At 68.0% G+C, this 20,880-nt stretch carries 17 protein-coding genes; 6 read left to right on the forward strand and 11 right to left on the reverse strand.

Going from position 1 to position 20,880, the window contains the following annotated elements; genetic code table 11:
* Nucleotide 1: 1 nt before the first annotated feature.
* Both ACYVK3_RS10125 and ACYVK3_RS10130 read right to left on the reverse strand, forming a co-directional pair.
* Nucleotides 2-118, reverse strand: coding sequence for a methionine/alanine import family NSS transporter small subunit (locus tag ACYVK3_RS10125; RefSeq protein ID WP_460497185.1), 117 nt, complete (start codon nucleotides 116-118; stop codon nucleotides 2-4).
* Complete coding sequence (locus ACYVK3_RS10130) at nucleotides 115-1,665, reverse strand: sodium-dependent transporter (protein ID WP_460497186.1); 1,551 nt, start codon at nucleotides 1,663-1,665, stop codon at nucleotides 115-117. The genes ACYVK3_RS10125 and ACYVK3_RS10130 overlap by 4 nt, the downstream gene beginning before the upstream one ends.
* A 339-nt stretch (nucleotides 1,666-2,004) precedes the next feature.
* Between ACYVK3_RS10130 and ACYVK3_RS10135 the strand changes: the two genes are divergently transcribed.
* Nucleotides 2,005-4,245: a HelD family protein gene (locus ACYVK3_RS10135; protein ID WP_460497187.1), complete on the forward strand. Its 2,241-nt coding sequence runs from the start codon at nucleotides 2,005-2,007 to the stop codon at nucleotides 4,243-4,245.
* A 61-nt stretch (nucleotides 4,246-4,306) separates the two neighbouring features.
* Nucleotides 4,307-6,106: a Stk1 family PASTA domain-containing Ser/Thr kinase gene (locus tag ACYVK3_RS10140; protein ID WP_460497188.1), complete on the forward strand. Its 1,800-nt coding sequence runs from the start codon at nucleotides 4,307-4,309 to the stop codon at nucleotides 6,104-6,106.
* Nucleotides 6,107-6,117: 11 nt separating this feature from the next.
* Here the strand turns inward: ACYVK3_RS10140 and pyrE are convergent, their stop codons facing one another.
* From pyrE to ACYVK3_RS10165, 5 genes are all read right to left on the reverse strand, one after another.
* Nucleotides 6,118-6,660 (reverse strand): orotate phosphoribosyltransferase, encoded by a 543-nt coding sequence (gene pyrE / locus ACYVK3_RS10145; RefSeq protein ID WP_460497189.1) that lies wholly within the window; start codon nucleotides 6,658-6,660, stop codon nucleotides 6,118-6,120.
* Nucleotides 6,661-6,790: 130 nt separating this feature from the next.
* Complete coding sequence (locus ACYVK3_RS10150; RefSeq protein WP_460497190.1) at nucleotides 6,791-8,416, reverse strand: serine/threonine protein kinase; 1,626 nt, start codon at nucleotides 8,414-8,416, stop codon at nucleotides 6,791-6,793.
* 245 nt (nucleotides 8,417-8,661) lie between these two features.
* Complete coding sequence (locus ACYVK3_RS10155; protein ID WP_460497191.1) at nucleotides 8,662-9,102, reverse strand: hypothetical protein; 441 nt, start codon at nucleotides 9,100-9,102, stop codon at nucleotides 8,662-8,664.
* Between the two features lie 114 nt (nucleotides 9,103-9,216).
* Nucleotides 9,217-9,681, reverse strand: a complete 465-nt coding sequence (locus tag ACYVK3_RS10160; RefSeq protein WP_460497192.1) for an RpiB/LacA/LacB family sugar-phosphate isomerase — start codon at nucleotides 9,679-9,681, stop codon at nucleotides 9,217-9,219.
* Between the two features lie 11 nt (nucleotides 9,682-9,692).
* Entirely contained in the window at nucleotides 9,693-10,898 is a 1,206-nt protein-coding gene (locus ACYVK3_RS10165; protein WP_460497193.1) for a DUF1015 domain-containing protein, read from the reverse strand.
* A gap of 540 nt (nucleotides 10,899-11,438) precedes the next feature.
* Here ACYVK3_RS10165 and pepN point away from each other — a divergent pair.
* Together pepN and ACYVK3_RS10175 are read left to right on the forward strand one after the other, a co-directional pair.
* The gene (gene pepN, locus ACYVK3_RS10170) at nucleotides 11,439-14,018 is read left to right on the forward strand and encodes a M1 family aminopeptidase (RefSeq protein ID WP_460497194.1); all 2,580 of its coding nucleotides are present in this window, start codon (nucleotides 11,439-11,441) and stop codon (nucleotides 14,016-14,018) included.
* Nucleotides 14,019-14,146: 128 nt separating this feature from the next.
* Entirely contained in the window at nucleotides 14,147-15,070 is a 924-nt protein-coding gene (locus tag ACYVK3_RS10175) for a hypothetical protein (protein ID WP_460497195.1), read from the forward strand.
* A gap of 57 nt (nucleotides 15,071-15,127) precedes the next feature.
* On the opposite strand, the gene ACYVK3_RS10180 is transcribed toward ACYVK3_RS10175, so the two are convergent.
* The 3 genes from ACYVK3_RS10180 to ACYVK3_RS10190 form a co-directional block, all read right to left on the reverse strand.
* The gene (locus tag ACYVK3_RS10180) at nucleotides 15,128-15,562 is read right to left on the reverse strand and encodes a DUF5130 family protein (RefSeq protein WP_460497196.1); all 435 of its coding nucleotides are present in this window, start codon (nucleotides 15,560-15,562) and stop codon (nucleotides 15,128-15,130) included.
* A complete protein-coding gene (gene ctaJ, locus ACYVK3_RS10185; protein WP_460497197.1) occupies nucleotides 15,549-15,830 on the reverse strand; it encodes an aa3-type cytochrome oxidase subunit CtaJ in 282 nt (93 codons plus the stop codon). The genes ACYVK3_RS10180 and ctaJ overlap by 14 nt, the downstream gene beginning before the upstream one ends.
* A 203-nt stretch (nucleotides 15,831-16,033) precedes the next feature.
* A complete protein-coding gene (locus tag ACYVK3_RS10190; protein WP_460497226.1) occupies nucleotides 16,034-16,543 on the reverse strand; it encodes an HNH endonuclease in 510 nt (169 codons plus the stop codon).
* A gap of 305 nt (nucleotides 16,544-16,848) precedes the next feature.
* Between ACYVK3_RS10190 and ACYVK3_RS10195 the strand changes: the two genes are divergently transcribed.
* Nucleotides 16,849-17,844: a mechanosensitive ion channel family protein gene (locus ACYVK3_RS10195; protein ID WP_460497198.1), complete on the forward strand. Its 996-nt coding sequence runs from the start codon at nucleotides 16,849-16,851 to the stop codon at nucleotides 17,842-17,844.
* Between the two features lie 82 nt (nucleotides 17,845-17,926).
* Nucleotides 17,927-18,358: a globin gene (locus ACYVK3_RS10200; RefSeq protein WP_460497199.1), complete on the forward strand. Its 432-nt coding sequence runs from the start codon at nucleotides 17,927-17,929 to the stop codon at nucleotides 18,356-18,358.
* A gap of 176 nt (nucleotides 18,359-18,534) precedes the next feature.
* Here the strand turns inward: ACYVK3_RS10200 and ACYVK3_RS10205 are convergent, their stop codons facing one another.
* The gene (locus ACYVK3_RS10205; RefSeq protein ID WP_460497200.1) at nucleotides 18,535-20,358 is read right to left on the reverse strand and encodes a tetratricopeptide repeat protein; all 1,824 of its coding nucleotides are present in this window, start codon (nucleotides 20,356-20,358) and stop codon (nucleotides 18,535-18,537) included.
* Nucleotides 20,359-20,880: the final 522 nt, after the last annotated feature.

Raw genomic sequence — 20,880 nt, forward strand, 5'->3', positions numbered from 1 at the left:
GTCAGTCCTCCGAGTCGGGCTGCTCGGGGTGGGTCATGAGGGTGATCGCCGAGACGACCAGTCCTCCGAAGATGACGACGATGGCGATGATCATCATCGCGACGGCGCTTCCACTCATCGGGTGTCCTCCTTCCCGCCGGTCAGCGTGGCCTCGGCCCCGACCTCGTCCTCGTCGACGAGTTCGGGGACGTTCTTGCGGCGCAGGATGAGCGCCATGATGATGCCGAAGGCCAGGGCGCCGACCGCCACGGACCATCCGAAGGCCTGGTACTCGTTGTAGGCCGCGAGCGGGTCGTCAGGGCCGGCGGTGACCAGGTCACGGATGTTGAAGTAGACGATGAACGCGAGCGCGATCGGCGTGATGACGCCGAGGCAGACGAGCCAGACCGGGCCGATCTTGAACGTCGAGGTGGCGTTCGCGTTCTCGCGCAGCTCCTTCCACTTCCAGGCCAGCCAGATGACGGCGACGATGCTGACCGGGGCGGCCACGGCGATGCCGAACTGGTTGATGAAGTGGTCGGAGATGTCGAGCAGCATCAGGCCGTTGACCGTGGGCAGCAGCAGGATCGAGGCGAGGGCCATGGTGCCGCCGACGATGATCGTGGACCACAGGCGGCTGATGCCGAAGCGGTCCTCGACGGCCGCGACCGGCACCTGGACGATGCTGATGAGCGAGGTCCAGCCGGCGATCACCAGCGAGGCGAAGAACAGGAACCCGAACAGCCCCGGAGTGATCGGCAAGGTGTTGATGATGGTCGGGAAGGCGATGAACGCCAGGCCCACGCCCGAGTGGGTCTGGTCGGCGATCGCGACGCCCGATTCGACGGCCATGAAGCCGAGGACCGAGAAGACGCCGATGCCGGCCAGGATCTCGAACGAGGAGTTCGCGAAGCCGACGGTGAACGCCGAGGTGGTGATGTCGGACCTGCGCTTGAGGTACGAGGCGTAGGTGATCATGATGCCGAAGCCGATCGACAGCGAGAAGAAGATCTGGCCGTAGGCGGCGAGCCAGACTCTCGGTTCCTGGATGGCCTCCCAGTCGGGCGTGAAGAAGGCGGACAGGCCTTCCGTGGCGCCGTCGAGGGTCAGGGCTTGGACCACGAGGATGCCGAACATGAGCAGCAGCAGGGGGATGAAGATCTTGCTGGCGACCTCGATGCCCTTGCGGACGCCGGCACCGATGATGAAGAGCGTCGCCGCCCAGACGATGATCATGGCGATGCCGATATTGGGCAGCCACGTGCCGAAGTCGTAGATGTCACCGGCCTGCAGGAAGTCGCCGGTCAGATAGGTGGCGGGGTCGTCGCCCCACTGCTGGTTGAGCGCGAAGTAGCCGTACCAGGCGGCCCAGGCGATGACGGCCGCGTAGTAGATCGCGATCACGATCGAGATGGCGACCTGCCACCAGCCGATGGCCTCGGCGTTCTTGTTCAGGCGCCGGAACGCCACGGGCGCGGAGCCCTTGTAGCGGCGGCCGAGCGTGAACTCCATGATGAGCAGCGGGATGCCCGCCGTCAGCAGGGCCACGAGGTAGGGCACCATGAAGGCGCCGCCACCACTCTCGAAGGCCACTCCGGGGAAGCGCCAGATGTTGCCGAGTCCGACCGCCGAGCCGATGGCGGCCAGGATGAACCCGACTCTGGTCCCCCAATTCTCTCTTATCATTATGCATCTCTCCAGTCACGCACTGTGAAGGCACTCACACTTGGCTTTACCGTAGCGATCTTGTTCGGGCACAGTCAAGCCAGTGTTACGAGCGCGTTATGAATGTCCACATTCCAGACAAAGCCCACGATATGGGAACCCTCCGCCGGGCGGCAGTGCGGCCCACGCTTTTGTCCACCCCATCGAGCATCGGGACCTCAGCGTAACGAATGTCCAGATCGTAAGAAGACGATCGTGGTTCCTAGCGCTATCCTTTCTCTTTGGTGCGTGCGAGCCGCCATTCGGCACAGCCGTCGCCACCGTCGATACCCGAAAACTCTGCGCATGTTACGCGTACCCATGCATCCGGTTTTTCACCCGAGGAGTCCTGTGTCCGCTGCCATCATTCCTGCGCTCGTATCGGAGCAAACGCGTCTCGACCGGCTGTACGCCCGACTCGACGAGCTCCGGGACCGTGCGGAAGGCCGCCTCGACGACTCGCGGCGCAAGCACGTCGAGAACGAGCAGGAGCTGTCGCAGCGGGACGCCGAGACGCACTTCCACCGCCGGCGCATCGCCCAGCTCGACGCCGTCGAGGAGGGCCTGTGCTTCGGCAGGCTCGACTACATCGACGACGACCACCCCATGTACCTCGGGCGCATCGGGCTCCACGACGAGAACGGCGAGCAGCTCCAGGTCGACTGGCGCTCGGAGGCCGGCCGGCGCTTCTACCTCGCCACCGCCGCCTCGCCCTCGGGCGTGCGCCGCCGCCGCCACCTCCACACCAAGGGCCGGCGCCTCGCCTCGCTCAACGACGAGATCCTCGACCTCGACGCCGCCGACGGCTCGGAGTCCACCATCGGCTCCGAAGGCGCCCTCATGGCCGCGCTGAGCGCGGCCCGCACCGGCCGCATGCGCGACATCGTCGCCACCATCCAGGCCGAGCAGGACCGCATCATCCGCGCACCGCTCGAGGGCATCATGATCGTCGACGGCGCGCCCGGCACCGGCAAGACCGCCGTCGCCCTCCACCGGGCCGCCTACCTCCTCTACGAGCACCGCGAGCAGCTCCAGCGCCGCGGCGTGCTCATCATCGGGCCCGGCAAGCAGTTCCTGCGCTACATCTCCGAGGTCCTCCCCGGTCTGGCCGAGACCGACGTGCTGCTGCGCACCCCCGCGCAGTTGTTCCCCGGCATCGACCCCGAGCGGCCCGAATCCGAGGCCGTCGCCGCCGTCAAGGGCCGCGCCGTCATGGCCGGCGTCATCGCCAGCGCCGTCGCCGACCGCCAGGTCGTGCCCAGGGAGGCACAGCCGGTGGAATACGAGGGACACACCCTGTGGCTGCGCCCCGAGAAGATCACCGGCGCCCGCGACGCCGCCCGCGAGACCGGGCTGCCCCACAACGAGGCCCGCGAGACCTTCCACAAACGCGTCATCGCCGACCTGGCCACGCAGTACGCCGACATCATCGGCGAAGATCCGCTCGGCGGGGAGAACCTGCTCGGCCTCGAGGACCGCGCCACGTTCGCCGCCGAGATCGCCACCAACCCGGTCATTCGCGGCCAGATCGAGCACCTGTGGCCCAGGCTGACGCCCACCGAGCTGCTCGAGGACCTCTTCGCCTCCCCCGCACTGCTCGCCTCGGCCGCGGCCGCCCTCACCAAGGAGGAGCGCCGCCTGCTCCAGCGCGAGCCCGGCGGCTGGAGCGAGGCGGACATCGCGCTGCTCGACGAGGCCGCCGAGCACCTCGGCGAGGTCGAACGCGACCGGGGCGACCTGCTCGACGCCGAGCAGATCGCCTACGCCGAGGACGTCCTGTCCATCGCCTCCGGTTCGGCCTCCTTCGACTTCGAGGACGAGGAGTCCGAGATCCTCCAGGCCACCGACGTGATCGACGCGGCTTGGCTCGGCGAGCGGCAAGTCGACCAGAAGTTCGTCTCGGTGGCCGAGCGGGCCGCCGCCGACCGGCGCTGGATCTTCGGGCACGTCATCGTCGACGAGGCCCAGGAGCTCTCGCCGATGGTGTGGCGCGCGCTCCTGCGACGCTGCGTCGCCCGGTCCTTCACCGTCGCCGGCGACCTGGCGCAGTCCGGGAACGCCGCCGCCCCCGCCAGTTGGGCCGAGGTCTTCGACTCCTCCGAGCTGGCCTGGCGCGCCGAGCAGCTCACCGTCTCCTACCGCACCCCGGCCGAGATCATGGCCGTCGCGCTGCGGGTGCTCGACGCCATCGACGCCGAGGCCCCGCGACCGCGCTCGGTGCGCGCCTCCGGGCACGAACCGTGGCTCGAGATCGCGTCCGAGCACCTCACGGAACGGGTCGCCGCGCTCGCCACGGGCGAGGCGCGGGCCGTCGAGGACGGCAGTGTCGCCATCATCACCACGCCCGAGCTGGCCGCCGAGCTCTCGTGGATCGACACCGCCTCGGTCCTGACCGTGAAACAGGCCAAGGGCCTGGAGTTCGACAGCGTGATCGTCGTCGATCCCGACGCGATCGCCGCCTCGAATATGAGGAACCTCTACGTTGCGCTCACGCGCGCCACGAAGCGCCTGGGCGTCGTCGCCCCCGACAAACCCGCCTTTCCCGGCGCAGAGGTCCTTTAGTCGTCGCTCCCGCCTTTTACACTGGTCTTTCCACGAGTGATCACACAGAAGGCGGTGCGGGTTGACGACCACCACTGGGGACCTGACCGGTGCGCTGATCGACGGGCGCTACCGGCTCCAGCGGCTGATCGCGAACGGCGGCATGGCGTCGGTCTACGAAGCGCACGACGATCGGCTCGACCGTCCCGTCGCCGTGAAGATGATCACGGCCACCGGCATCGCCGGCTTCGACCTCGACGCGTTCACGCACGAGGCGCGCACCATCGCCCGCCTGTCGCATCCGAACATCGTCGCGGTCTTCGACCAGGGCATCCACGACGGGCTTCCCTACATCGTCATGGAGTACGTGCCGGGCACCACCCTGCGGGACCTGCTCAACCGGCGCCGGCGCCTGCGCATCGAAGAGGCCGCGGAACTGGGCGGCCAGATCCTCGACGGCCTCCAGGCCGCTCACGACGCCGGGCTCGTCCACCGCGACATCAAGCCCGAGAACATCCTGCTCAAGAACGGCGGCCGCGGCGACCGCGTCAAGGTCGTCGACTTCGGGCTCGCCGAGGCCGTCCACGGCGAGAACCGCCGCGGCGGACCGCTGCTGGCCACCGCCGCCTACGTCGCCCCCGAACTGGTGCGAGGCGAGCCCGCGAGCCCCGCCAGCGACGTCTACTCCACCGCGATCCTGCTCTACGAGCTGCTCACCGGCGAGGTCCCCTTCGACGGACCCGACCCGGCCGAGGTCGCCCAGCGGCACCTCACCGAGGAGGTCCCCTCCCCCAGGCTCATCGCCCAAGATGTCCCCGACGGCCTGGCGCAACTGGTCATGCTCGCGGCCAGCCGCGACCCGTCCGCGCGCCCGGTCGACGCCGGGGCCTTCGCGCGCCGACTCGGCGCCGTCGACGCGCGCGCCGACGCCACCGCCGCCGGACAACTCCCGCGCCCCACCAGGGCGGTCCAGACCACGATGGTGGTGCCCTCGGCGAAGCCGCGGCGGTCGTGGAAGGCGCTCATCACACTCATCGCGATCGTCGCCATGCTCGCGGGCGTGGCGGTCGCCGGATGGTGGATCGGCGTCGGCCGCTACACCTCGGCGCCGTCGCTGCTCGACCAGGACGCCTCGTCCGTGGCCGCCTTCGCCGAGGAGCGGGGCTTCACGGTCGAGTTCACCGACGGCCGGTACAGCGAGAGCGTCCCCGAAGAACAGGTGCTCGCCCAAGACCCCGGCGTGGGCGAGCGCATCCGCTCGGGCGGCACCATCACCGTCACGCTCTCGCTCGGGCCCGAGCGGTACACGGTCCCCGAGCTCGCCGGCGTCGACGAAGACGAGGCACACGCCGAGCTCGAGGCGTTCGCGGAGGTGACGGTCGAACGCGACTACAGCACCGAGCACGACAGCGGCGAGGTCATCGGCACCTCCCCGGCGGCCGGAACGGAGATCAAGGCCGGCGGCGTGGTGACCCTCATCGTCTCCGACGGCGCGCCGCCGCTGACCGTGCCGGATCTGGTCGGCCTCGACGAGGACCAGGCCGAGGAACGCATCGAGGCCGAAGGGCTCGACGTCGGCGACGTGACCGAGCGCTACAGCGACACCATCCCCGAGGGCGCGGTCATCGAGCACTCGCCCGGCTCGGGCGAGCCCGCCGCGCCGGACCAGGAGATCGATCTGGTCGTCTCCGGGGGCCGCGAGCCCGTCGAGGTCCCCGACGTGGTCGGCATGAACCTCGACGACGCCCGCGAGCAGCTCGAATCGCTCGGTTTCGTGGTCAAGACCGGTCAGATCTGGTTCACCGGCACGGTCTTCGACCAGTCGAAGGATCCCGGCGACGAGATCCCCAAGGGCTCCGAGATCTGGCTCTGGGCCCGCTGACGCCGGGCCGCTTACGCGGTCGGCTCTCCGGCGGCCTTGAGCTCGGTCATCGTGAACAGGGACTTCAGCTCGATCCCGCCGTCAGCGAGGTGCTTCGCCCCGCCGGCCTCGCGGTCGATCACGCACACGGCCTGCTCGACCGTCGCGCCGCGCTGACGCAGCTCCTCCACCGCTTCGAGCACCGCCCCGCCGGAGGTCACGACGTCCTCCACGATGAACAGCCGCCGCCCTTCGACCTCGCCGCCCTCGGCGAGCCGGCACGTGCCGTACGTCTTGGCCTGCTTGCGGACGAACAGCGCCGGCAGACCGGTCACCTGCGAGAGCATCACGGCCAGCGGAATGCCGCCGGTCTCCAGCCCCGCCAGCGCGTCCACCCCGTGGGCGGGGACGAACGGCGTCAGGGCCTCGGCGACGCGCCGCAGCATCACCGGATCGGACTCGAACAGGTACTTGTCGAAGTACTCGTGCGCCACCACCCCGGACCGGAGCGTGAACTCACCGGTCAGGTGGGATCGGCGGTAGATGTCGCGAGCGAGCTCGGTGTCGGTGGTCATGGGCCACAGCCTGCCATGTGCGGAGGTCAGGGCTTCGGCGGCCGGTGTTCGGGGTCGAGGAGATCACGGTCCGCGAGCCACCGGCGCACCGGTGTTTCCCGAGCGTAGCGGCCCGGGCCGTGGTGCCGCGTCAACCGAACAACCCGGTGAACCAGTCGATCGGGTTGAAGTCGAAGTCCAGCCACTCCCACCGCAACTGGTCGAGGTAGCTCATGCCGACCACGAACAGGAACACGCCCGTCAACAGGTGCGTGAGTCTGGCGGTGCGGCGCTTGGCCCCGAGCATGCGGCCCCAGAACATGCCGCCGAGGACGCGGATCAGGAAGAACAGGCCCACGGCGACGCCGAGGACCAGCAGGTAGCTGATCACCTGGGTGCGAATGTTGTCGGTACCCTGCTGGATCGCCAGCATCAGCCACATGATCAGCGAGAACAGCCCGCCGATGATGCTCAGCTCGAAGCCCTTGGACAGGCTCCCGGGCGGACCGAGCAGCGGGTGCAGCGGCTCGTCGCGCCCGTGGCGCTCGTCGACGCCGTCCTCGGGCGGGTCGTTCGCCAGACGCAGACGCGGGAGCTGACCCTTGTTGTTCGCCCGGCCGTGCAGGTAGTCGCCGCTGCCCTGGTCGGGCACGCGGACGCGCCCGGCGATCCGCTGCTCCGGCGCGGGCGGGGACGCACCGACGTCGGCGGACTCCATGACGCGGGTGCCGCCCGCGTCGGCGGCCGAAGGCGCGTGGACGGCCGTGGCCATCGGCGCGGCGACCGGACCGCCGAGGACCCTCGTGGCGGCCGTGCCGTTCACCCCGTGACCGTTCGGACCGCCCCAATCGACGCCGAGGTCGGGCACGTTGGACTGGCGGACGACGGTGGTCAGCTCGGCGATCCAGCGCGAGAGCTCTTCGGTGCGGGGCCGGTTCTCCGGGTTGTCGTCCAGCGGGGCGGTGAGCAGCTCGCGCAGGCGCGGGTTCGACTCGAGGATCGGGTGGCGGCGCAGCCGCGCCCACGGCACCGAGTTCGTGTGTCCCGGCGAGTCGGTCCGGGCGCTGGCGCCGGTGACGAGGAAGAACGCGATGGAACCGAAGCCGTGGACGTCGTAGGCCGGGCCGACACGGCCCTCGTGGGCCTCCGGGCCGGCCGTCTCGCGCGTGTAGGCGATGGTCGTCAGGTGGGCCGGCGTGTAGTAGCGGGCACCGGTGAAGTCGATGACCTTCGCATTGCCGTCCGGGCCGATGATGACGTTGGCCGGTTTGAGGTCCATGTGCAGGACCGGATGCGCGCCGGTCGGCGGGTGATGCATGGCGAGCATGACGTTGACGACCGCTTGGAGGGTGCGGGCGGCGTCGACGCGGCCGAGGCGCTGGGTCAGCAGCTGGCGCAGGTCGTGGCCCGGCAGGTATTCGAGGACCTGGAACGGGACGGGCTCGCCGCTGGGCGGCTGGCTCACGTGGTGCGGCATGCGCCCGTAGAAGGCGTCGATGCGCCGGCAGATGGCGCCGACGCCTCGGCTGTGGAGGTCCATCAGGACCGCGTCGCCCTTGTCCCAGGACCGGAACTGCTGCTCGCGCGGCTCGGCGGGGTTGAGGCGGAAGACCTTGACGGTCAGCGGCGCGGAGGAGATGCCTGCGGACATGCGGACGGCCTGGTAGACGTCGGCCTGGCCGCCCGAGCCGAGCATGCCGGTGAGCCGGTAGCTCTGCTCTGACCCCGGCAGGGGGTCGGCCGGGCCGCAGACGAGGTCGACGGTGGCGTTCGTCATGGGGCGCGGTTCCTTCACGAATGGGTGGTGATCGCACTAGCCTAACGCCAGCGCCCCACCCCGCGCGGTCCACGCGGTGCGCGTTGTTCGCATCGTCTCAAAGGGCAACCCGGCGGCGTGTCGCCTCGTCACCGAGGGTCAACGCGCGTTTCGGCGTGCGCTGCGGGCACCGCGGCGGCGTCGCCGACGGTTACCGTTCCGGAACCGTCTCGCGTCGCTCTCGTGCCCTTTGGGACGGCTGGTTCCTACCTGCCGCCCCATGGGGAGGCGGCCGGTGGCGGCGAGGTGGGCGGCATGCCGCCGGAGGACGGTTGCGCGCCGAACGCCGGTCCCGAGGGTTGGCCGTAGGAGCTGGCCGGCGGCGCGGGCGCGCGCTCGGCAGTGATCGGCTCGAAGCCGCTGCCCGGACGCGGTGAGGCCTGCGGTTGCTCGCCGACTCGGTCGAAGCCGCCGGCGGACGGGGGCGGGGCGGAGGCGCCGCCGCGGTGCAGCGACCACAGCGCCGGCGAGAACGCGATGGCGAGGACGCCGAAGCCGATGACCCAGGTGCCGACGAAGTGCTCTTCGCGAGCGGTGCCTTCGAGGTCGAGGTAGGTCATCAAGAACGTGAAGGCCATGAAGAGCAGGGTCGCCAGCAGGCTGAGCACCTGGAGAATCTGAAGCAGTACGCGAAATCCCTTGGACATGTGTTGACGCTACCAACACGTGTCCATGAGCTCCAGATTCGAGCACTTGAATTCGAGTCGTTGTCGCGAACGGTGAAGGCCCGGAAGGGACTCCGGGCCTTCACCGTTCGTCGTCTAGAGCTCCGGCAACTCGCGGGTCCGCTCGTACTCCGCGAGCTGGTCGATGCGGCGCTGGTGGCGCTCGGCGCCCGAGAAGTCCTCCTCGACGAACGCGTCGACGAAACTCGTGGCGTCCTCGATGCTGTGCATCCGACCGCCGATGGCGATGACGTTCGCGTCGTTGTGCTGGCGCCCGAGCTTGGCGGTCTCGACGCTCCAGGCGAGTGCGGCACGGCAGCCTTCGACCTTGTTGGCCGCGATCTGCTCGCCGTTGCCAGAGCCGCCGACGACGACTCCGAGGCTGCCGGGGTCGGCCACGACCTTGGCGGCGGCGTTCAGGCAGTACGGCGGGTAGTCGTCCTCGGCGTCGTAGGCGAACGGGCCGACGTCGACCACGTCGAAGCCGCGGCCACTCAGATGCTTCACCAGGTGGTCCTTGAGTTCGAGACCGGCGTGGTCGGAACCGAGATAGATGCGCACGGATACCTACCCTATCGCTTCGGGAGCTCGGAGATGGTGAGGCCGGCGCGGGCCTTGGGCACGAACCACGTCGACTTGCGGGGCATCTTGAGCCGCTGGAGGTTCACGTCGATGAAGTCGTCCACGGTGACCGGCGCGATGAGGATCGCCAGGTCGGCTTTGCCGGCGTCGACCTGCTCGGCCAGCCAGGAGGCCGGGTAGTCGCCGCCCACGTAGGTGATGCGCTTGTCGCCGGCGTCCCAGCCGAGGAGGCCGCCGAAGACCTCCTGCTCGACGCGGGTGTGGTCGAGCCGGTCGATGACGGTGCCCTCAACGTCCCCGAAGGAGACCTCCCAGGTGCGGCCGGAGCCGTAGAGCACCACGGTGCCGCCTTCGGCGGGGGTCTGGGGCGGGCCGTCGACCTCGGTCACGGTCGCGCCGATCTGAGCGATCTGCTGCACCAGCTGCGCGGCCGAGCCGGGCAGTCCCGCCACGAGGCGGTGGTAGGGGCGGATCGTGACCGACTGCGGGGTGGTCACGACCGCGAGGAAGCGGTCGAGCCCGCCGACCTGCGCGGCCAGGGAGCGGTGGTTGCCGTCGGCGACGATGAGGTCGCCGTCGCCGGCGAGGTCGGTGAGGGCGACGCCGGCGTCGCCGCCGATCGCCCAGATCTCGTGGGTCCTGCCGGACTCGTCGACGTCGGAGGCGACCGGATCGCCCGCCCGCGCGATCGCGTCGGCGATGGCGGCGTGGAGGTCCTCGCCGCGGCCCGACTGCAACAGCAGGACGGGGCTGAGGAGGTGGCGCAGCTGCTGGTTGAGCTCGTTGCGCTGCTTGACCTTCTCGATGAAGACGTCCTCATTGCGGATGACCTTGCCCGGCTCCTCGGCAGAGGAGGAGATCTCGGAGGTGTCGACCATGCAGAACACGCCGTAGGCGACCGGTTCGGCACCGCCGGAGATGCGGTAGGCGACCGCGACGTCGCCGAAGGAGGCGAAGCGTCCGGCCTCCTTGAGGGCGGCGAGGCGCTCGGCCGCGTACGGCAGAGCCTGCTCGAAGCTCAGCCCCGAAGACACCGCCTCGGGCGTGTGGGCGGGCATCTCGACGCCCAGGACACTCGCCGGGTTGGCCTCGATGATGCGGGTGATCTCGGTTTCGTCGGGGAACTCGTCGTAGTTCTTCGCACCGGTCTGACCAGTGGAAAGCCACGCCTGCTGGATCGGGTGTGCTGCACTCACGCCGTCAGCGTAATCGAGCTGCCGGCTCCGGCCGCAGCCGCCGAGCGGACTCCCGGGATGTGACACACCGTTGCGGACGACCGGGCTTCGCGCCGCGGCCCGCCTCGGCCTCGAATCGGTGTGCGCCCCTGATCATTGGCAAAAGCACATGCCTGTTCGAGTCGTAGGGCCGGACCGAAGGCGCCTTGTGCAATGCGGAACGTTCGTCTCGAGCGGCGTGACTGTAATCTCGGAAATCCGACCGCCGCACCCTTCCGAGGCCCTTGCTCGGAATTCCCCGCAAGAATGCGAAGCATCGCATGCGTCGGCGATTCCATAGGCGTATAACTCTTCGGCATGCTCAGCCTGCCACGCGGGTCGAGCGGGCTTGAACGCCTCGTATACCGGCGTCGCACCGCGCGCTGTCGAAGGATCCCGCGCATTCGGTGAATGACACTCCCGACGACTCACGGCCCTGATATGACCTCGCCTCCCCGCATGGCCGGCAAGTAGCATCACTGCAGAAGTAGACCGCATTCATCCTCGCGCGGATATCGAGCGATGAACGGTTCCACCCGCATAGAGACCGGAGGCATTGTGGCGGCAACGCACACGCTCACGCGAGACGAGGCCCGGCGACGAGCCGAGCTGCTGACCGTCGACTCCTACCACGTGGAGCTCGACCTGACCGGCCACGCCGAAGGCGACACCTTCTCCTCCCGTACATCGGTGACCTTCTCCTGCTCCGAACCGGGCGCGGAGACCTTCATCGAGATCGCCGCCGAACGCATCGAAGACGCCTACCTCAACGGCGAGCCGGTCGACATCAGCGCCTTCGACTCGAAGGACGGCCTGAAGATCGCGAACCTGGCCGCCGACAACACCCTCGTGGTGAACGCGATCTGCGCCTACTCGACCGACGGTCAGGGCCTCCACCGCATGACCGACCCGGTCGACGAGGAGACGTACCTGTACTCGCAGTTCGAGGTGGCCGACGCCCAGCGCGTCTACGCCTGCTTCGACCAGCCCGACCTGAAAGCGGCCTTCACCTTCCAGGCCCGCACCCCCGAGCACTGGAAGGTGATCTCGAACATGCCGGCGGCCGCCGAGACGGTCGTCGACGAGCTGCGCCTCAAGGTCACGCTGTTCGAGACCTCGCCGCGCATGAGCCCGTACATCACGGCGATCTGCGCCGGTCCCTACGTCGGGATCCACGAGACGCACGACGGCATCGACCTGGGCATCTACTGCCGACAGTCCATGAAGGAGTATCTCGACCCGGAAGGGGTCTTCGAGATCACCCGCCAAGGCTTCGACCACTTCCACGAGCACTTCGGCGTGCGCTACCCGCTGCCGAAGTACGACCAGGTCTTCGCCCCCGAGTACAACTTCGGCGCGATGGAGAACTTCGGCTGCATCACGATCGCCGAGGCCTCGTTCCTGTTCCGCAGCCAGGTCACCGACTTCGAGCTCGAACAGCGCGCCAACGTGATCCTCCACGAGATGGCGCACATGTGGTTCGGCGACCTGGTCACCATGCGCTGGTGGGACGACCTGTGGCTCAACGAGTCCTTCGCCGAATGGGCCAGCCACTGGGCCAACGTCGAGGCCACCCGATTCAACGGCGCGTGGACGACGTTCCTCTCGGCCCGCAAGAACTGGGGCTACGGCCAGGACCAGCAGCCGACGACGCACCCGGTGTACACCGACATGGACGACACCGACGCGGTCCAGGCGAACTTCGACGGCATCACCTACGCCAAGGGCGCCTCGATCCTCAAGCAGTTGGTCGCCTACGTCGGCATCGACCCGTTCCTGGAGGGCCTGCGCAGCTACTTCCAGAAGCACCAGTTCGGCAACGCGATCTTCTCCGACCTGCTCACCGAGCTGGAGGCCGCCTGCGGCAAGCCGCTCGCCGACTTCGCCGACACCTGGCTGCGCACCGCCGGCGTCTCCACGCTGCGCCCGGAGATCGATGTCGACGCGAGCGGCGTCTACCGGCGCGTCGCGGTCCTCCAGGAGGTCCCGGACGAGCACCCGACCACGCGCACCCACCGCATCGCCGTGGGCCTGTACGACCTCGACGGGGCATCGCTGGTGCGCCGCGACCGCATCGAGGCCGACGTCACCGGCGAGTCCACCGAGATCGCCGAGCTCGCCGGGGTCCGCCGGCCGGATCTGCTGCTGCTCAACGACGACGACCTGACCTACGCGAAGATCCGCCTGGACCCGCGGAGCCTGGCGACCACCGTCGAGCACACCTCGGCGCTGGACGACTCCCTGCCGCGCGCGCTGATCTGGTCGGCAGCCTGGGACATGCTCCGCGACGCCGAGCTGCCCGCCCGCCGGTACGTCGCACAGGGCGCGACCAGCCTGCCGTCCGAGACCGACATCAACATCGTCACCGTCGCCCAGCGGCAGGTCGCCGCCTCGCTGGCCTACGCCGACCCGGCCGTCCGCGCCGAACTGCGCGAGCGGTGGGCGCAGGCCGCCCGCCAGGCGATGGAATCCGCCGACACCGGCAGCGACATGCAGCGTTCCTGGGCCAAGGCGTACGCCTCGGCCTCGCGCTCCGAAGCCGACCTGGCCCGCATCCGCGGATGGCTGGCGGGAGAGGACGTGCCCGAGGGCCTGGCCGTCGACGCGGACCTGCGCTGGGCGCTGCTGACCGGCCTGGTCGCCTGCGGCGCGGTCGACGAATCCGCGATCGACCGCGAGCTCGAGCGCGACGACACCGCGGACGGCAAACGCCTGTCGTTCATCGCCCGCGCCGCGGTGCCGACCGAGGCCGCCAAGGAGCGCGCCTGGGAGCGGATCGCCGACCCGAGTACCGAGAACTACATCCGGCGCTCCTCGATGATGGGCTTCTCCCCGCTCGACCAGGCCGACCTGGTGCGCCCCTATCTGGGCCGCTACCTGGAGGCCGTGCCGGTGCTGTGGGAGAAGCTCGGCGCACAGCAGGCCGTGGAGTTCTCGAAGATGGCCTTCCCGTCCAACCTGATCGAGACCGAGACGCTCGAGGTGCTCGACGCCTGGCTCGCCGAGGACCGGCCCGCGCCGGTCAAGCGCGGGGTCGCCGAGGGGCGTGCCGACGTGGCGCGCGCGCTCGCCGGCCGCGCCTGCGACAGGAACGCCGTCTGACGACGCAGTACATCACCCCTCGGGGCTCCGGGATGCCGCTCCCGGAGCCCCGAGGGTTTTTGGGGCCATTGGTAAGCTCTGGCGAACCCGCCCCTCGGCTCCGTTCAGTCCAAAAGGAGAAAGCAGTCTTGTCTGCGCTTTTGCCGGTGGTCACCGTCAGCGCCACCCTGGTCGCGTTGTTCGGGATCGTCCTTCCGCTGCTGCTACTCGGTCCCGTCGTGGCTTCGCGCACCCGGCCGCAGCCGCAGCAGCTCCTGTTCGCGGTCGTACTGCTCATCCCCGCCGTCACGATCAGCGCGGTCTTCCTGTCGTGGTGGGCCGTCTCCTGGCTTGAGCGGACCGCAGCGCCGGCGCCGACGCTCGTCGGGATCTCGCTCGTCGTGGCGGGCACGGTCGGGCTCATGGCGCCGCTGCGCATGCCCGGCGCCGGCGGCCCGTTCTGGCTCAAGCCGCTGCTCGGCTTCAGCTCGGGCGTCCTCGTGCCGGTCGCGGTCATGGAGAGCATCCTGCTCGGTCTGCACGAGGTCGCCGCCGCGGCGATCGGCGTGGTCGTGCTGGGCGCGCTCGTCGCGGTGTTCCGCCTGGTCGCGAAGCCGCTGGCCGAGCGCCGCCTGGCCAAGCAGGTCCGCTCCTCGATCGAGCGGTTCCAGGGGCAGCTGGTCGACGTCACCGACGAGGCGTGGCGCCTCGTCAGCGCCCGGGGGGACGCGAACCGCCTGCTGCTCCAGTACGACGGCGAGCAGGAGGGCCGCAAGCTCGGGGCCGCGCTGCTGCTGAAGCGGGACATGGACTGGGTGCCGGTGGCCAAGGAGAACGAGGCGGCGGTCTTCGAGCTCGCCCGCGGCCTCAACGGCCAGCCGACCGAGGCGGTGCTGGCGCAGAAGCAGCTGGGGACGCCGGCGACGTTGACGATGCGGATTCCGGGAACGACCGTGCTCTCCATCAGGGAGAGCGTCCCCGACTCCCTGTCGTGGGTCGAGTTCATCGACAAGCTGGAGATGACCGACGCCGAGGGACTGCTCGACCGCCAGATGCCCCAAGAGCGCCGCTGAGGCGAGGACGACGAAGGCGGGCCCGGAATCCTGATTCCGGGCCCGCCTTGGCGTTGTCTAAGCGTTCGCGGCCGTCTCGGCCAGCATCCGCAGACCGGTGATGACGCCGCCGGCGAGCTGCCCGGCGCCGAAGGCGGCCTCCATGGAGAAGACCACCAGGGCCGCCGAGCGGTCCGGGATCTTCTCCTGGGCGAGTTTGCCGGTCACGATCTCCAGCTGCCGCTGCTCGGGCGCGACCGCGATGAGGACCGAGCGGTCCGGGTCCGCCAGTCGGTCGTGCAGGTTCTCGGCCGCGCCCCGCACCGGGTCGTGCAACGGTCCCACGTAGACGCTGTAATGCAGGCCGCCGCCTTCGCGCTCGGCCGCGCTCAGCGCCTGGTCGAGGTGCAGCAGCTGCTTGACGTCGAACGGGCCGTCGAGGACGGCGGGATGGAGGTGCTCGAGGCTCTGATCGGTCACGGTCCTGACCTCGACGCTGCTACCACTGGCCATGTGCGCCTCCTTTGGGTCCGCTGGCGATAGGCTCGCCGCTGGAGTCCGGCGAGTCGCCGGACTCGATCTCGGCCGCCGCGCCCGGGTGGGACCGCGGGCCGATGTCGCCGTCGCGGGCGACGAACCAGACCGGCTTGAAGTCGTACGGCTCGCCGGGGCGGTAGCGGGACTGCGGGCGCGGATGGCGCAGGAAGATCGCGGCGTAGACCGCGACCACAACCAGGATCGGGGCGCCGAAGAGAATCAGCAGCTCCTGGAAGACCGTCATGTTGCTCCCCAAAATCAGGTACAGGGTGACCTCGGCCCTCAGACTAATCCAGATACGGCTCGGGCATCACCGCAGGTGGTAACGAGGTGCGACCTGTCGCACCGCGGCACTGCCGCGAGCGCGGGGCCGTTGGGCGAACGCGTAAGGCCCGCCGGCGGGTTTCGCGGCGCCGCCGGCGAGCCTGCCGATGTCCTGTTGCGGGGTCAGCGTCTCAGGGCGCGTTCGCGCTCGTGGTGGCGGCGGGGCAGCCACGCCTCCCAGGCGGGGTCGGGGCGGCGCTGGCCGCGGAAGCCGCGCAGCTGCCAGCCCGAAGGGGGCCTCGGGGCGCGAGGGAGCCGCCAGCCGAGCTCGGCCAGGGTCTTGTCGCTCTTGCGGTGATTGCAGGGGGCGCAGGCGGCGACGACGTTGTCCCACGTGTGGGTGCCGCCTCTCGAACGGGGGACGACGTGGTCGATCGTCTCTGCCGACGAGCCGCAGTACACGCAGCGCCACTCGTCGCGGACGAACACGCCGCGCCGCGACGGGCTCGCGCCGACCTGTCTGGGGATGGCGACGTAGCGGTTCAGCCGGACGACGGCGGGGACCGGGATGTTCATCGTCTCACTGCGAAGAAAACCGTCACCCGGGGTGACGGTCTCGGCCTTGCGAGTGAGGAGCAGCACTGCCGCTCGTTTCACTGGCACCACGCACAGCGGTTCGTAACTCTGGTTCAGGACGAGGGCGGAACCGAGCGTGACCGCATTGTGGTTGAAGAGATGCGCATGAGCACTTGGGGAAGGGTCATCGCTGTCCAGCGTGCTCCTATGTCGAGGACCTATCACGGTGTCATACCTCCAAGCCATCAGTCCCGTCAAGTTTGACCTAAATCTCAAGAAATTGCACCCCAGATCTCTGGGATCTTTGGTGACGAGCGAATATCGTCTGGTCGAACAGCCGCCCACGACGGATCCGAAGGGCCCGAGCGACACGGCGGGGGCCCCTGCAGGTGTCGCGGCGTCCGAGGTGCAGAAGGATGAACTTGGAACTGCTTGCCGCCACCGGAGACTCCCCCTGCGAGACGGGGCTCAACTCGTGCTCGCTGCTGTGGCGGGTCACCGAGAGCGAGGGCTTCGCCGTCGACGGCGGGGCCGTGCTCGACAAGATCGTCCACGTCCTGCTGATCGTCCTCGCGGCGCTCGTGCTGCGCTGGATCGTCAATCGGACCATTGCCAGGATCATCAAGCAGGTCACGTCGGTCCGCGGACCGCAGCCGATCTCCGATCTGGCCGAGCGGCTGGCCTCAGGGTCCTCACGGCGCGAAGGGATCGTCGGCGACCGCTCCAGGCAGCGCGCCGAGACCTTGACCGGAGTGCTCCAGCACGTCAGCGGCATCGTGATCTGGTCGATCGCGTTCATGCTGATCCTGAGCGCCTTCAGCGTCAATCTGGCGCCGATCCTCGCCAGCGCCGGCATCGCGGGCATCGCGATCGGCTTCGGCGCGCAGAACCTCGTGCAGGACTACCTCGCCGGGATATTCATCCTGCTCGAGGACCAGTACGGCGTCGGGGACATCGTAGACGTCGGCGACGCGATCGGCGAGATCGTCGACATGGGGCTGCGCGTGACCACGATCCGATCGCTCGACGGGACACTGTGGTACGTGCGCAACGGCCAGATCCTGCGGGTCGGCAACATGAGCCAGAGCTGGGCGTACGTCATCATCGAGACGCCGCTGCCGCCGAACACGGACCTGGAGCTCGTCGGCGAGAAGATCACCGCGATCGCCGAGGAGTTCGCCGAGGACGACGAGTGGCGGGCGCACGTGCTCGCGGAGCCCGAGTACGTCGGGGTCACGGAGATGACCATCGACGAGATCAAGGTGCGCCTGGGCGTGCGGACCACCAGCGACGAGCAGTGGGCCGCCGGGCGGGAGCTGCGCCGGCGCATCTCGGAGGCGCTGCGGGAGGCGGGGATCACCACCTCGGGGTCACGGGTGTACGTTCCACGCGGCAGTGGCGACGGCGCGCAGGCCTAGTTTGCGGTGATTTGCGGCGCACCTGGTGTGACTCGCATCGTGTTGGGTTCCCAGGGGCTCCCGAGGTCGGCAAGATGGGTATATGTCGACCTCCAACAGCCCGCGTGGCGTCGTGGCGCTCACACCGACCGGCCAGCCCGCGCCCACCCAGTCCTTCTATGAGGCGGTGGGCGGCGCCGAGACGTTCGAGCGGTTGACCGACGCCTTCTACGAGCAGGTCGCCGACGACGCGATCCTGCGCCCGCTCTATCCCGAGGAGGACCTCGCCCCGGCCGCCCGCCGTCTCCAGATGTTCCTCGAGCAGTACTGGGGCGGCCCGAAGACCTACTCCGAGGAGCGCGGTCATCCGCGCCTTCGGATGCGCCATGCGCCCTATGTGATCGGCGAGGCCGAGCGCGACGCCTGGCTGCGGTGCATGCGCCGCGCCATGGACGAGGTCGCGCTCGCTCCCGAGTACGACCAGGTCATGTGGGAGTACATGGAGCGCGCGGCGGACTTCATGCGGAACGCGTGAAGCAGGTAATACTGCATGCGGAACGCGTGAAGCAGGCAGTACTGCCTGCGGAACCGCTGACGACGAACGAGACCGGGGCCGGGATGCCAAAGCATCCCGGCCCCGGATCGCTATCCGGATCTTCCCACGGCTGCTGTAGTACCGGGGCCCATTCGTTCCCCCGCGACGGCACTCGCTCAAGTTACGAGAGGTTCGTCGTCCTCAAATCGCTGTATACGGGCGAGAACTCCCTCTGCGGCCACCGCAGCGCCTACGCTAGAAAAAATCGAGACCGCCTTGCGCCAATAGTCAAGAGCAGCTTCCTGGTCCTGACTTTGAAGAGCTGCATCTCCCAATGATGTCAGCGCATTCGCACGCCCGCTCTCATTGCCGATTCCCTCGCAGATGTCAAGAGCCGCCTGAAATCGCCCGGCCGCGACATCGGAGCTGCCGTTTGATAGCGCGATTCGACCAAGTCCCAGCATCGCGTTTACTCGCCCAATCTGATCGCCGCATTCCTCCGAGACATCAACCGCATCCTGAAAGCATTTGATCGCCTTGTCCTCGTGACCATGTGCCATCGCCATGCGACCAAGACCAAGCAATGCAGTAGCGTGCCCGATTTTGTCGCCGATATCCTTACAGATATCGACAGCGGCCAGAAAATTGCTCATCGCGTCGTCTACCTTGTCGAGCAGCAGCGCAGCACTCCCCGACCCTACCAGTACGGCCGCATGTCCACGGAGATTTCCGATCGAGCTGTATAGCGCTGCGGCCGATTTGTAGCGATTGGCGGCTGTTTCTATCTCATCGCGCGCCAATGCCACATCGCCGAGTCCGGCTTGCGCGGTCGCATAGCCGACCTTGTTGCCCGCCTTCTGGCAGATCGTGGCGGAGAAACTGTAACACGTGAAGGCCTCACTGTATCGACTGATCTGCATTGCGCGAAAAGCCGCAGCTTCGGCGAGAATGGCATTACGGTGGCTGGAACCAGCAAGTACGCAATCACTGATATTGCCGAGCTCGATGCTGATCCAACGAAGATCATCGTCTGAATAGCTGTTGAGTCTGCGCAGGTAGTAATCCAGCAGTCGGTTCTGGATGACATTGTAATCATTCTCGACCTTGGCTTGGTGGACGGCATAGGCGCGGAGACTGTCGTGCGCGGTATAGGAGCGCAGATGGGAATCTGAATTCTCCGAGTGGAAGTGCCGTCGGGCGAAGCCGGCGTGGATGAGATCATCCATGAGCCGCCGCACCTTGGCCAAGTCATATCCCATGACGGCGGCCAAGCTCGCGGCGGTTGCGAATTGTCCGGGGTGCGCACCGAATGCCCTCACCGCATAGCGCTGCTCTGCATCGAGGTGATGATACGAGCCATCGAGCCGATCGAAGAGCTGTTGCTGGACATCGGCATTTGGGTCCAACGGTGTGGCATCGAGGTCCGTGACGATCTCGCTGAGGCTGCGCTCGCCAGCCAGCACTTGAAAGGCATGAAACTCGATCAATACAGGAATATGGAGATCGGCCTCGACGAGTGCTTGCACCTTTTCACGCGGATGATCCGATCCGGCAATCTGGCGGAATAGAGATCGAGCTTCATCTGAGTCCAAGACGTTGAGGATCAACGGCGCGATGCTGGTATCGAGGTCAATACTGTTGCGACTCGTGATTATGGTTGCACATCCGTTTTGGCCGCGCACCAGAAGATCCGCTACTTGGCTAATGTGGCCAACATTGTCCCAAACCATCAACAATTGACGCTGAGCAATGATTTCACGCCAGGCGCTGAGCCGCGCGTCCGCACTGAGTCGCTCTACGTCTGTGGCAGAAAGTTGACCAGAGACAGTCGGCAGGATCTGCAGTAGTGCCTGGTCGGCGGTTTGCGGAGCTCTATCGTTGGCATAAGACTGGAAGTCATAGAAGACCCGGCCATCGGGATGGCAGTCGCCATACCTGTCTGCGTACGCCAGGGCTAGCCGAGTTTTACCGATACCACCGAACCCACCAATCGACTGCACCCTCGCCACTCCGTTGCTCCCAGCGAGCGCCCGACGGAGTCTGGCTATATCAGCCTCGCGACCTACGAAGTCACTACCGCTCGTCCCAGGATTCCAATAGTCCCGCCATGGACCCGGATCGTTATGTTGGGCCTGAATCACCGCGTGCACATTCGATCCCTGCACGACTGTAGTCACCGGCCCGAACTGGTTTTCGAAGTGAACACCTGCGCCCCCGTGGGGCAGGATATTGCTCGAGTCCACGAGAGGGTGCCCTTCTGCCTGCAGAGGTGAATCACTCTACTATACGAGAGCATCGAGTTCCGCGACCGCTCACGGAATCGACGTCACGGCGCTGGACCGACAGTGGTAATGGGACCGGGCGAAGCGCTCGACGGCTCGCGGGCTTGCTCGGCACGGCCGGCTACGGCGCTCGATGCCTCGTCGAGGTTCGCCACTCGGGTCCCCTCACATCGGGGAGTCCACAGTGTGATGGACACGTCCCCCTGGACAAGACTCAAGCGCCCGCAAGGGGTCGGGGGG

The organism is Glycomyces tarimensis, from assembly GCF_054776215.1.

Coding starts and splice junctions, on each gene's coding strand:
- ACYVK3_RS10135 (WP_460497187.1), top strand. CDS start 2,005: ATGCATCCGGTTTTTCACCCGAGGAGTCCTGTGTCCGCTGCCATCATT.
- ACYVK3_RS10155 (WP_460497191.1), bottom strand. CDS start 9,102: ATGTCCAAGGGATTTCGCGTACTGCTTCAGATTCTCCAGGTGCTCAGC.
- ACYVK3_RS10150 (WP_460497190.1), bottom strand. CDS start 8,416: ATGACGAACGCCACCGTCGACCTCGTCTGCGGCCCGGCCGACCCCCTG.
- ACYVK3_RS10200 (WP_460497199.1), top strand. CDS start 17,927: ATGTCGACCTCCAACAGCCCGCGTGGCGTCGTGGCGCTCACACCGACC.
- ACYVK3_RS10130 (WP_460497186.1), bottom strand. CDS start 1,665: ATGATAAGAGAGAATTGGGGGACCAGAGTCGGGTTCATCCTGGCCGCC.
- ACYVK3_RS10180 (WP_460497196.1), bottom strand. CDS start 15,562: ATGGCCAGTGGTAGCAGCGTCGAGGTCAGGACCGTGACCGATCAGAGC.
- pyrE (WP_460497189.1), bottom strand. CDS start 6,660: ATGACCACCGACACCGAGCTCGCTCGCGACATCTACCGCCGATCCCAC.
- ACYVK3_RS10125 (WP_460497185.1), bottom strand. CDS start 118: ATGAGTGGAAGCGCCGTCGCGATGATGATCATCGCCATCGTCGTCATC.
- pepN (WP_460497194.1), top strand. CDS start 11,439: ATGAACGGTTCCACCCGCATAGAGACCGGAGGCATTGTGGCGGCAACG.
- ctaJ (WP_460497197.1), bottom strand. CDS start 15,830: ATGACGGTCTTCCAGGAGCTGCTGATTCTCTTCGGCGCCCCGATCCTG.